This is a genomic window from Actinomadura sp. 6K520 (assembly GCF_004349245.1).
Taxonomy (GTDB): domain Bacteria; phylum Actinomycetota; class Actinomycetes; order Streptosporangiales; family Streptosporangiaceae; genus Spirillospora.
Genome location: NZ_SMLC01000081.1, coordinates 19214 through 31178 on the forward strand (window position 1 = coordinate 19214; position 11965 = coordinate 31178).

Consider the following 11965-nt stretch of genomic DNA (forward strand, 5'->3'; position numbering starts at 1 on the left):
TCGCATAGGTGAGCACGCCCCTCCGGACGTGCCTCACCCCATGAACCCCGCCGCCCGACAGCCGGATGCACGTCGCACAACCGAACACGTAAGGTAGTCGCCCGAACACCGCACACAACCGAACGGCCCACCATGAACCGCTCCCCCCTTCTCGTTCCGGCGCTGCTCCCCGCCCTCCTCCTCACGGCGTGCGGGGGCGGCGAGTCGGCGACGACCCCGCCCACGCCGGTTCCGCCCTCGACGCCACCGCCGACCAGCGCCACACCGAGCCAGGGCGTGCCGATCCCGAGGACAGCCGCGGACGGACGAGACCTGGCCGCCTGCCAGGACGGCGAGTGCGAGGTCGTGGTCAGGAAGGGCGACATCCTTCGCTTCGGCACCGTGGTCGACACCGAGCCGCTGACGGTCGTCAGTGCCGGTGACACCTTCACGGTCACCGACCCGTCCGGCTTCACGGCGTCCGTCGGCGGCGCGGGCGGAAAGCTCCAGACAGGCTCCGTCCAGATAGAGGTCGGCGAATCGGCGGGAAGCCGCACGGCCATCAGAATCTCCCCGCGCCCCTGAACCGAGCATGGGCCATGGCCTCACGGGTAGGGGACGCGCAGTCGGCCGGACGGCCGGCACGAGACCCAAAGGGAGGCAGACCCATGAGCGCGACACAGGAGACCGGTGGAATCACCGGGACGAAGGACAAGGAATACAACCTGATCTGGTTCGTCGAGCAGTGCCTGAGCAACGCGCTGCGGCTGGAGACCTACATCAACGACGCCGAGCGCGCGGGCGACACCGAACTGGCGGATCTCTTCCGCCGTGCCCAGGCCGAGAGCCGCAAGGGCGCCGAGCAGGGTAAGGAACACCTGCGCCAACGCATCTCCGCCTGACCGGTGCGGGGGCGGTCGCGGCATGACCGGCCCGCCCCGGGGGTATGCGATCAAGTTCCGCGGCCTCGCGTCACGGGTCCACAAGTGAATCGCAGGAGAAGGAGCCCGGATGCGTGAGTCGATTCGCCTCGGTCATATCGCCGGAATCAGAGTCGGCCTCAATGTCAGCGTGCTGGTGATCGTGGTGATCCTGGTGTTCGGGCTGGCGTTCGGCCGATTCCCGGAGGTGTATCCGGACCACGCCACCTGGGCCTACCTCGTGGCGGGGCTCATCAGCGCGATCCTCCTGCTGGCGTCCCTGCTCGCCCACGAGCTCGCGCACGCGGTCGTGGCGCGCCGCAACGGCGTCGAGGTCGAGGGCATCACCCTGTGGCTGCTGGGCGGCGTGGCCCAGCTCCGCGGCGAACCGCGGACCTCCGGCGCCGACCTGCGCATCGCCATCGTCGGCCCCGTCACCAGCCTGGTCGTGGGCGCGGTCTTCGCGGTCCTGGCCACGCTGGCGGCGGCCGTCGACGGCCCGGGCCTCGTCGTCGGGACGCTCGCCTACCTCGCCGGCCTCAACGTGATCCTCGCGGTCTTCAACATGATCCCGGCGGCGCCGCTGGACGGCGGCCGGGTCCTGCGGGCGTTCCTGTGGTGGCGGCGCGGCGACCGCACCGGCGCCGCCGTCACCGCCGCCCGCGCCGGACGCGTCTTCGGCCTGACCCTGATCGCCCTCGGCTTCGTCCAGTTCGTGATCGGCGCCGGTTTCGGCGGACTGTGGCTCGCCCTGATCGGCTTCTTCCTGGTCACCGCCGCCAGCGCCGAGGAGCAGCAGACGCGCGTCCAGGCCGCCCTCCACGACGTCCGCACCGCCGACGTGATGACGCGCGACCCCCTGGTGATGGACGCAGAAACCACGGTGCAGGAGCTCATCAACAACGTCGTCCTGACGCACCGCTACTCCACCTACCCCCTGGTCGAGAACGGCCGTCTCGCCGGTCTGGTCACGCTGAACCGCGTCCGCGCCACCCCACCCGACCAGCGCCACGCCCTCCGCCTGGCCGACATAGCCTGCCCCCCGGACGAGGTCCCCACGGCAGCCCCGGACGAGCTGCTGACGGACCTCCTCCCACGCATGGAAGGGTGCACCGACGGCCGCGCCGTGATCCTGGACGAGGCGGGCCACGTGCTCGGCTTGATCACCGCAAGCGACATAGCCCGCGCACTGCAGACCGCCGAACTCCGCGCCGCCCCCCGACCCGACCAAGGCACCTGGCCGTCCTGACGTAAAACCCTTCATGCCCCCTGGTCACAGCGTCCGGAAGCGGGGAAAGTGGAACCATGCCTGCGACCCACGGGCACCCCGAAGAGGCGCCCCGACTTCCCCACACACCCACGCACCCGCCGGCTATAGCGGGGCGACGCGGCGACGCCCCCAATAGGCGGACAAAGCCCACGCAGGCACACCAGGCGACAGTGACCCCGATCACCGCACAGACACCCCCCACCGGGGGGCAAGGGGGCGAAGCCCCCAATATGCGGGCGACGCCCGCGCAAGAGCATCAGGTGACGACGACCCGTACGCCCACAAGGACATCAACCACCAGGGGGCGTGGGGGCGGAGCCCCCGCATCGGGGGTTCCAGGGGGTCGCCCCCTGGGCGGACACAAAGAAGGAGTACCGGCCCGCGCTCTCCGCGGGCACAGTACTCCCAACTCGTTCGTGGGCGGAGAGGGATTTGAACCCTCACATCCTTTCGGACACACGGACCTGAACCGTGCGCGTCTGCCGTTCCGCCACCCGCCCCGGGTGTGCACCCGTTTCCGGGTGCCTGAAAAGGCTAGCACGGTCAGAGTGGTGGTTAGGTATCCGGATACGCCGAGCGAACCTTTGCACCGATACGATCGTCTACCAGTGGGGAAGGGAGGTGCCCGTGGGCGTCATTCAGCGCTTCGAGCGACGGCTTGAGGGCATGGTCGAAGGGGCCTTCGCACGTGCCTTCAAGTCCGAGCTGCAGCCGGTCGAGGTGGCCAGTGCTGTGCAGCGCGAGATGGACGATCGGGCGGCGATCGTGGCACAGGGCCGCACGCTGGTTCCGAACGACTTCGTCGTGGAGATATCTCAGCAGGACGGGCAGCGGCTGCAGGTGTACGCCGACAGCCTGAGCCAGGAGCTGGCGAATCTCGCGCGCGAGTACGCGAAGGAACAGGGGTACTCCTTCGTGGGGCCGGTGCGGGTGCGGTTCGAGAACGCGGGCGATCTCGCGACGGGCATGTTCCGGATCAGGTCGGGGGTGATCAGGGGCTCGACCGTGGAGGGCGGGGAGATCCGCCAGCCGGTGAGCGATGTGCCGCAGGGCGGGCGCGGGGGCGTCTTCGGCGGGCATCCGCGGCTTCTGGTGACCACGGCGGTGGAGGGCTCGGACACGACGCAACGCACCTATGAGATCAACACACCTGTGACGCTGCTGGGTCGCGGCACCGACTGCGACCTGCGCCTCGTCGATCCCGGGGTATCCCGGCATCATGCCGAGATACGCGTAGAAGGTCCCGAAATCGCTCTCGTGGATCTAGGGTCGACCAACGGCTCGTTCGTGAACGGGCAGCCGATCCGGCGGGTGACGCTGGTAGACGGCTCCCGGGTCACGATGGGCCGGACCACCCTTGTGTTCCGCCGCGATAGGGAGTAACCCCGACTCCGATGTCCCCATTCACCCTCACGCTGATCAAGCTGGCGTTCCTCGCGGTGCTGTGGCTGTTCGTCATCGCGGCCGTCGGCGTGATCAGGGCCGACCTGTTCGGCTCGAAGGCCGCGTCGAAGGCGGCCGGTCGCGCGTCCCAGCCCCGGCCCCCCAAGGCGGCCAGGCAGCCCAAGCCGCCGCGACCGCAGCGCAGCGCCCAGCAGGGCGCCCCAACGAAATTGGTGGTCGTCCAGGGCGAGCGGGCCGGCACCGTCATAGACCTCACCGGGGTGCCCATCACCATTGGTCGGGCGAATGACGCCACGCTCGTTGTCACCGACGACTACGCTTCGAGCCGGCATGCCCGACTTTATGCGCAGGACGGTCAGTGGATCGTGGAAGATCTCGGCTCGACCAATGGGACATATCTCGGACGCACGAAGGTGAGCCGGCCGATGCCGATCCCACCGGGCGTCCCGGTCCGTATCGGCAAGACCGTGATCGAGCTGCGCAAATGACCCTGGGAATCCGCTACGCGGCGCGCTCCGACGTCGGCATGCTGCGCGAGGGCAACGAGGACTCGGCGTACGCGGGCGCGCACCTGCTCGCGGTGGCCGACGGGATGGGCGGGCACGTCGGCGGCGAGATCGCGAGCGCCGCGGCGATCGAGGCGCTGCGGGCGCTCGACAAGGACCTCCCCGCGACGGAGCTGCTGGCGGCGCTGGAGCACACGGTCAAGGCCGCCAACGACAACCTGCACCGCATCGTGGAGTCCGACCCGGCCCTGCAGGGCATGGGGACGACGCTGACGGCGATGCTGTGGGCGGGCAACCAGGTCGCGCTGGTCCATATCGGGGACTCCCGCGCGTACCTGCTGCGGGACGGCAGCCTCTTCCAGATCACGCACGACCACACGCTGGTGCAGTCGCTCGTCGACGAGGGGCGGATCAGCCCGGACGAGGCGGCGTCGCATCCGCAGCGTTCGCTGCTGCTGCGGGCGCTGGACGGCCGCGGCGAGGTCGACCCCGATCTGTCGCTGCGGGAGGCGCAGGTCGGCGACCGCTACCTGCTGTGCTCGGACGGCCTGTCGGGCGTCGTCACGGCGGAGACGATCTTCCAGGTGCTCACCGACGTGGCCGAGCCGGACCAGGCCGTCCGGCAGCTGATCGACCTGGCGAACCGCGGCGGCGGCCCCGACAACATCACCTGCGTGGTGGCGGACGTCATCGACCTCGACCGGCAGCCGCCGACGGGCGGGCCGGGCCAGGCGGTGGGCGCGGCGGCGAACGCGACGCCGCCGGAGCCGCCGGGCGGGGGGCCCGGCGCGAACACCACGGTGTCGGACACGCCGGCCGGGCGGGCGGCGCAGCTGCGCGAGACGCGGCCGCAGCCGCCGGTCGCCGTGGACGAGATGCCGCCGCCCCCGGCCCCGGCGCCGATGGGCCCGCCGCCGGGCACGGCGCAGCAGGCCGGGATGGAGCGGCCGAGGCGCGGCGCGCGGCGCTGGACGTGGCTGGTCGTCGTCGCCGGCGTGGTCGTGGTGGGCGTCGTCGCGGGCGGGTTCGTGCTGGTGCAGAACGTCCGGAGCGGCTACTACATCGGTGAGCGGGACGGAAGGGTCGTCCTGTTCCGCGGGACGACGCAGGAGGTGCCCGGCCTCAGCCTGTCCCGCGTGGACAAGAAGCAGCCCAGCCCGTCGATCATGGTAGCGGACCTCCCCCAGGACCTTCAGCGGCAGGTCCGGGAGACCTACACGGTGGACAGCCCCGGCGCCGCGTGGAAGTCCCTGGAGAGCGCAGTCTGCAAGTACTCCCTCGTCGACAGCGGCGGCAAGGTCGCCATCGTCAAGGGCAAGGATCAGAACAACTGCCCAGACGCGACCGTCAAAACGAGTGAGGTCCCGGTGGGCGAGCTTCCGGGATCGGACGCGACGGCGATCGGCAAGGGCGACATGGCGTTCATCGGGCAGGCGGCGGCGGAGCAGAAGCTGCAGGAGCTCACCACCCGCCGCGACCAGTGCAAGGCACCCGACTCGCGTATCCCGGACTGCCCCTCCAACGGAGGGAAATCCTAGATGCACCAGCTCGGGGAGCAGATCAGGTCGCGCCTGCCGTACCAGCGGCGGAACGCGGCCTCGCTGGCTTTGCTGATCTTCGCGATGGTGCTGACGCTGTCGGCGTTCGCGGAGGTCGGCCTCGCCCGGGACGGCAGCATCCCCGGCGGACTGTTCGTGTACGGCGGCGGCCTGGTGGTGCTGGCGTTCATCGCCTACCTCGCCCAGACGAGGTTCACGCCCTACGCCGATCCGCTGCTGCTGCCGCTGGCGGTGGCGCTGAACGGCATCGGGCTGGCGATGATCTACCGGCTCGACCTGGACACCAGCGCCGACCGCAAGGCCGCCGCCGCGGCGGGCAAGAAGCTGCTGCCGGACGCCGCCGACGCGCCGAGCCAGCTGATGTGGACGTTCGTCGGCATCGGGCTGTTCGTCGCCGCGGTGCTGATCATGCGGGACACCGACAAGACCGACGCCCCGATGTCGTTCACGCCGAAGACCGCGCAGCGCTACACGTACTTGATCGGCCTCACCGCGGTCATCCTGCTGCTGCTCCCGATCGTCCCCGGCATCGGGCAGCAGATCAACGGCGCCCGCGTGTGGATCAGCGTCGGGCCGTTCTCGGTGCAGCCGGGGGAGTTCGCGAAGATCCTGCTGGTCGTGTTCTTCGCCGGCTACCTGGTGAACAAGCGGCAGGCGATGTCGCTGATCGGCAAGAAGGTCGGCCCGTTCAGCCTGCCGCGGGGCCGTGACCTCGGCCCGATCATGGTGATCTGGTTCTTCTGCCTGGGCGTGCTGTTCCTGCAGAAGGACCTCGGTACCGCGCTGCTGTTCTTCGGCCTGTTCGTCTCGATGCTCTACATCGCGACCCAGCGCGTCTCCTGGGTGGTGATCGGTGTCGGGCTGCTGGCGTTCGGCGTGTTCATCTCGACGCTGCTGCCGTTCATGGGCCACGTGAACCAGCGCATCGACATCTGGCTGAACCCGAAGCCGTACTTCGACGGCGGCTGCCTGCTGGACAGCGGCAAGGTCGTGCCGGTCAACCCGAACACCGAGATCTACGAGAAGTACGACACCGAGGGCTCGGTCTCGCCCGGCTTCACCGCCTGCGCCGAGCTCGGCGGCGACTACGCCGACAGCGCGCAGCTGATGAAGGGCCTGTTCTCGCTCGCCGAGGGCGGCGTGCTCGGGACGGGCTTCGGGCAGGGCGAGCCGTGGCGGACGCCGCTGTCGTTCAGCGACTTCATCTTCGACTCGATCGGCGAGGAACTCGGGCTGACCGGGCTGATGGCGCTGCTGCTGATCTACTCGTTGATCGTGCAACGCGGGATGAAGACGGCCGTGGCGGCACGCGACCCGTTCCTGAAGCTGTTCGCGGGCGGTGTGTCGTTCGTCCTGGCCCTCCAGGTCTTCGTGATCGTCGGGGGCGTCACCCGGCTCATCCCGCTCACCGGCCTGACGACGCCGTTCCTGTCCCAGGGCGGCTCGTCGCTGATGGCCAACTGGATCCTGATCGCGATCCTGGTGCGGATGAGCCATGACGCGCGCAAACCCGCCCCGCAGGCGATCCAGGACGAGGGCATGACGCAGATCGTGAGCACGAGGTGACGTCGGTCCGATGAGCGAGCACGTGACGGGGGATGTCCGCGCGGTTCGGGGCCGGATCGCGGCTGAGCGGGGGGAGGCCATATGAACATGGACAAGCCGGTCCGGCGGGTGGCGATCTTCGCGTTGCTGCTGTTCTTCGGGCTGATGGTGCAGATCAACTACGTCCAGGGTAGCCAGGCGGAGGACCTGCGCACCGACGCCAACAACAGCCGGCAGTTCACCGACGTGTTCAACTCGCCGCGCGGGCAGATCTCCGCGGGCGGCGAGGTCCTGGTGACGTCGAACCCGACCGGCAAGGACAACCCGAAGTACGGCCGGACGTACAAGGACGGCCCGATCTTCGCGCCGGTGACGGGGTACTTCAACGGCGGCGCGTCGGGCGTCGAGCGGGCCTACAACTCGCTGCTGAGCGGCAAGGACACGCGCATCACGCAGCAGCGCTGGTTCGACACGTTCATCGGCAAGCCGGCCGACGGCGCGAACATCGAGCTGACGATCGACCCGGAGGCGCAGCGGACCGCGTACCAGCTGCTGCGGGGCAAGACCTCGCCGGGCCGCCGCGGCGGCGCCGTGGTGATGGACGTGCGCACGGGCGCGCTGAAGGTCGCGGCGTCGTGGCCGTCGTTCGACCCGAACGAGGTCGCGCCGCAGCAGGGCGAGAAGGGCGGCAAGCGCCTGGAGCAGCTGAACGACGGCGAAGGCGTGATCAAGCCGCTGGTCGACAACGCGCTGAGCCAGACGTTCCCGCCCGGCTCGTCGTTCAAGACGGTGACGGCGGCGGCCGCGATGCAGGAGCTCGGCATCGACAGCGGGTCCACCATCCAGACCGGGCAGCTGATCCTGCCGGAGTCGGGGCGTCCGCTGCCGAACTCCCACGACAGCGGGAGCTGCGCGGGCACCGCCCCGCTGCGCGGCGCGTTCGCCGAATCGTGCAACACCTCGTTCGGGAAGATGGCGCTCGAGATGGGCATCCAGCAGCTTTCCGACAGCTCCGCGAAGTTCGGGTTCGGCAAGCGCGTCGAACTGGAGCCGGACATGTACGCGGCCGAGAGCTCCGTCCCGGTGTCGTACACCGGCCCGGACGGCAAGACGATCCAGACCGGGCAGGACGGGACGGCCCGCTCCGGCATCGGGCAGGAGAACGTGCGCGCCACCCCCCTGCAGATGGCGATGGTCGCGTCCGCGGTCGCCAACGAAGGCAAGATCATGAGCCCGTTCGTGGTGCAGAAGGTCCGTGCGAAGGACCAGAGTGAGCTCTACAGCGCCTCGCCGGAGCAGTTCGCCCAGCCGATCACCGGCGGCCAGGCGGGGCAACTGGAGGACATGATGCGCGCAGTGATCTCCGAGGGCACCGCGAAGAACCTGTCGGGCATGCGGATCGCCGGCAAGACCGGCACGGCCGAGCAGGGCCCGGGCAACCCGAACGCCCGCTGGTTCATCGGGTTCAGCCCGGTGGAGAACCCGCGCTACGCGTTCGCCGTGATGACCGAGGGCCCGGGCTCCGGTGGCGGCGACGCCGGCCCCCTCGCGGGGGGGATCATGGCTAAGGTCTTGCAGAAGTGAGCGGGGACCTCGTCCTCAACGACCGGTACCGGCTGCTGGAGCGGCTGGCGATCGGCGGGATGGGCGAGGTCTGGCGAGCCTCCGACGAGCTGCTCGGGCAGCAGGTGGCGGTGAAGCTGCTGCGGCTGGAGCTCGGGTCGGACGCGCGGGCACGGGGCCGGTTCGAGTCGGAGGCGCGGTTCGCGGCGGAGCTGCGGCATCCGGGGATCGCCGGGGCGTACGACTTCGGCGAGCACGAGGGCCGGGCGTACCTGGTGATGGAGCTGGTGCCGGGCGAGCCCCTGGACGAGATCCTGGCGCGGGACGGCGGGCTTCCGCTGGAGGCCGTGCTGGACATGATGGTGCAGGCGGGGCAGGCGCTGACCGTCGCGCACGACGCGGGGGTCGTGCACCGCGACATCAAGCCGGCCAACCTGATGGTGTCCCCGGACGGCACCCTCAAGATCACCGACTTCGGGATCGCGCGGCGGCTGGCCGCGGCGTCGCAGACCCAGACCGGGATGGTCATGGGGACGGCGCACTACATCTCGCCGGAGCAGGCGCAGGGGCACAAGCTGTCCCCGGCCGCGGACCTGTACTCGCTGGGCGCGGTGGCCTACGAGTGCCTGACGGGCGCGCCGCCGTTCGACGGGTCGACGCCCGTGGAGGTGGCGCTGAAGCACGTCCGGGACGCGCCCGCCGAACTGCCGCCGCGGGTCCCGGCGGCCGCCCGCGAGCTGATCATGCAGCTGCTCGCGAAGGACCCGGCGGACCGGCCGGCGAACGCGGGCATGGTCGCCGACCGCGCCCTGGCGATCCGCGCGGCCCTCAGCACCGGACGAATTCCGCGGGTGGGCTCCCGGACCGTTCCCCCTGGTCGGCAGCCCAGCCCGAAGATCGTTACTCAATCGACGGCTTTGTCGGGATTTGACGCTGCCTCGGGGGCGGATAACCTCGCCTCGGGGTCAGTGCGCGGGCAACGGCGCGCCGCATTGACATACGCGTCGGTCGCGGCGGTCTTACTGGTCTGCGTCCTCGTGGCCGGGTCCCTGTGGAAGGGGTTCGCGCTCGCGGGTTCCGGCCAGGACGAGCGGGACCCACCCGGGCCCCCCGCCTCGCTGCCGGTCGGGGACGACGCCGAGACCGACCCGGTCGTCCCCCCGAGCACCCCGGCGACCACCCCGCCCACGTACCAGACCCGCAGTACACCGAGACCGAGTGTCACGCCGCGCGCCCCGACGCGTAGGATCCGTCCGTCAACGCCGGACACCCGCGAAGCGTCCCCATCACGTAAGCCATCAAGCCAACCGCCCCGGGCGACTCCCACCGCCCCAGAGCCAACACCCACTCCGACGGGAAGCACCACGACTCCGTCAACTCCGAGCCCGGATCCCTCTCCGGAACTGAGCGGGAAGCTAGGTTCGGAGGACAAGGTGTAGACGTACGAGGGAAAGTGCACATATGAGTCAACCTCGGCTGCTCGGCGGCCGCTACGAGCTCGAGACGGTGATCGGGCGGGGCGGCATGGCCGAGGTCTACCGTGCCCGAGACCTGCGGCTGGATCGCGTGGTCGCGGTCAAGACGCTGCGGTCCGACCTGGCTCGCGACCCCACGTTCCAGGCCCGGTTCCGGCGCGAGGCCCAGTCGGCCGCGTCGCTGAACCATCCCTCGGTCATCGCCGTGTACGACACCGGCGAGGACATGATCGGCGACACCTCCATCCCGTACATCGTCATGGAGTACGTGGACGGGAGCACGCTGCGCGACCTGCTGCGGGAGAACCGCGCGCTGCTCCCCGACAAGGCGCTGGAGATCACCGACGGGATCCTGCGCGCGCTGGACTACAGCCACCGCGGCGGGATCGTGCACCGCGACATCAAGCCGGCCAACGTGATGCTGACCCGGCAGCACGAGGTCAAGGTCATGGACTTCGGCATCGCCCGGGCCATGGCCGACACGGCCGCCACCATGACGCAGACCGCGCAGGTCATCGGTACCGCGCAGTACCTCTCGCCGGAGCAGGCGCGCGGTGAGCGCGTCGACGCCCGCAGCGACATCTACTCGACGGGTTGCGTCCTCTACGAGCTGCTCACCGGCAAGCCGCCGTTCACCGGCGACTCCCCGGTCGCGATCGCCTACCAGCACGTCCGGGAGGAGCCGGTTCCGCCGTCGCAGGTGGACCCGCAGATCCCGCAGTGGGCGGACGCGATCGTGCTGAAGGCGATGGCGAAGGAAGCCGACCACCGCTACCAGAACGCGAACGAGTTCCGGCAGGAGATCCAGCGCGTCCTGCAGGGGCAGCCGGTGGCGTCCACGGCCGCGTCCACGATGCTGATGGGCTCGGCCCAGGGCACGCAGGTCATGGGCGGCTACCCGGGGGGCGCCCCGCCCCGCACCCAGATGCAGCGGCCGGTCGACAACGGCTACGGTCTGCCACCGGCCCGCTACGACGACGATGACTATCCCGAACGCGGCGGCGCCGGCAAGAAGGCCGCGCTGTGGATCGGCCTCGCCGTGCTGTTCATCGGCGGCGCGGCGCTCATCGGCTGGATGATGAGCAGCGGCGGCGACGACACCGAGCAGGTCGCCATCCCGAACAGCATCGTCAACGTCTCGCAGGCCGACGCGACGGCGCAGCTCACCAAGCTCGGTTTCAAGGTGGGCCAACCCAAGACCGAGTACAGCGACGAGATCAAGCGCGGGTTCGTGATGAGCTCCGACCCGCGGCCCGGTACGAACGCGCCCGAGGGCACGACGGTGACGCTGCTGGTCTCCAAGGGCAAGAAGCCGCCCACGGAGATCGAGGTCCCGGACGTGACCGGCAAGCCGTACGACCAGGCGAAGAAGACCCTGGAGGCGCGCGGCTTCGAGGTCGAGAAGCGCGTCGACAACAGCAACGACGTGCCGCGGCTCAACGTCATCAGCACCGACCCGTCCGGCGGCTCGAAGGCCCCGAAGGGCGCCACGGTGACCGTGACGATCTCGAACGGCCCGAGCGAACTCAAGGTGCCGGACCTGTTCAACAACAGCCAGCGGGCCGCCTGCGGCAAGCTGAACACCCTCGGGCTGAAGTGCAAGGTCGAGAAGGCCGTGGCGCCGCCCGACCGCCAGGTCGCCCCCGGCCTGGTCTTCAACCAGCAGCCGGGCCCGGACGCCGTGGTGGCCCCGGGCGACACGGTGACCATCTTCATCGCCCTGCCCCCCGAGACCGAGCAGCCC

General features: G+C 70.1%; 10 protein-coding genes and 1 tRNA gene. 10 read left to right on the forward strand and 1 reads right to left on the reverse strand.

What is annotated here, in order from left to right:
* Positions 1 to 132: 132 nt before the first annotated feature.
* The 3 genes from E1289_RS21330 (at position 133) to E1289_RS21340 (ending at position 2148) form a co-directional block, all read left to right on the forward strand.
* Positions 133 to 564: a hypothetical protein gene (locus E1289_RS21330; protein ID WP_131982834.1), complete on the forward strand. Its 432-nt coding sequence runs from the start codon at positions 133 to 135 to the stop codon at positions 562 to 564.
* A gap of 83 nt (positions 565 to 647) precedes the next feature.
* The gene (locus tag E1289_RS21335; protein ID WP_131982836.1) at positions 648 to 881 is read left to right on the forward strand and encodes a hypothetical protein; all 234 of its coding nucleotides are present in this window, start codon (positions 648 to 650) and stop codon (positions 879 to 881) included.
* Positions 882 to 990: 109 nt separating this feature from the next.
* Positions 991 to 2148, forward strand: coding sequence for a site-2 protease family protein (locus E1289_RS21340; protein ID WP_131982838.1), 1158 nt, complete (start codon positions 991 to 993; stop codon positions 2146 to 2148).
* A 438-nt stretch (positions 2149 to 2586) separates the two neighbouring features.
* Here E1289_RS21340 and E1289_RS21345 read toward each other — a convergent pair.
* Positions 2587 to 2669: transfer RNA gene (locus E1289_RS21345), tRNA-Leu, on the reverse strand.
* A 127-nt stretch (positions 2670 to 2796) separates the two neighbouring features.
* Between E1289_RS21345 and E1289_RS21350 the strand changes: the two genes are divergently transcribed.
* From E1289_RS21350 to pknB, 7 genes are all read left to right on the forward strand, one after another.
* On the forward strand, positions 2797 to 3552 hold the full coding sequence (locus E1289_RS21350; protein ID WP_021596783.1) for a DUF3662 and FHA domain-containing protein: 756 nt from the start codon (positions 2797 to 2799) through the stop codon (positions 3550 to 3552).
* A gap of 11 nt (positions 3553 to 3563) precedes the next feature.
* The gene (locus tag E1289_RS21355; RefSeq protein ID WP_131982840.1) at positions 3564 to 4061 is read left to right on the forward strand and encodes an FHA domain-containing protein; all 498 of its coding nucleotides are present in this window, start codon (positions 3564 to 3566) and stop codon (positions 4059 to 4061) included.
* Positions 4058 to 5617, forward strand: coding sequence for a Stp1/IreP family PP2C-type Ser/Thr phosphatase (locus tag E1289_RS21360; RefSeq protein ID WP_131982842.1), 1560 nt, complete (start codon positions 4058 to 4060; stop codon positions 5615 to 5617). The genes E1289_RS21355 and E1289_RS21360 overlap by 4 nt, the downstream gene beginning before the upstream one ends.
* Positions 5618 to 7204, forward strand: coding sequence for an FtsW/RodA/SpoVE family cell cycle protein (locus E1289_RS21365; RefSeq protein ID WP_131982844.1), 1587 nt, complete (start codon positions 5618 to 5620; stop codon positions 7202 to 7204).
* A gap of 81 nt (positions 7205 to 7285) precedes the next feature.
* Positions 7286 to 8767, forward strand: coding sequence for a penicillin-binding protein 2 (locus E1289_RS21370; protein WP_131982846.1), 1482 nt, complete (start codon positions 7286 to 7288; stop codon positions 8765 to 8767).
* Entirely contained in the window at positions 8764 to 10185 is a 1422-nt protein-coding gene (locus E1289_RS21375; protein ID WP_131982848.1) for a serine/threonine-protein kinase, read from the forward strand. The genes E1289_RS21370 and E1289_RS21375 overlap by 4 nt, the downstream gene beginning before the upstream one ends.
* A 22-nt stretch (positions 10186 to 10207) precedes the next feature.
* Positions 10208 to 11965: Stk1 family PASTA domain-containing Ser/Thr kinase (gene pknB, locus E1289_RS21380; RefSeq protein ID WP_131982850.1), on the forward strand; the 1758-nt coding region annotated here is incomplete at its 3' end.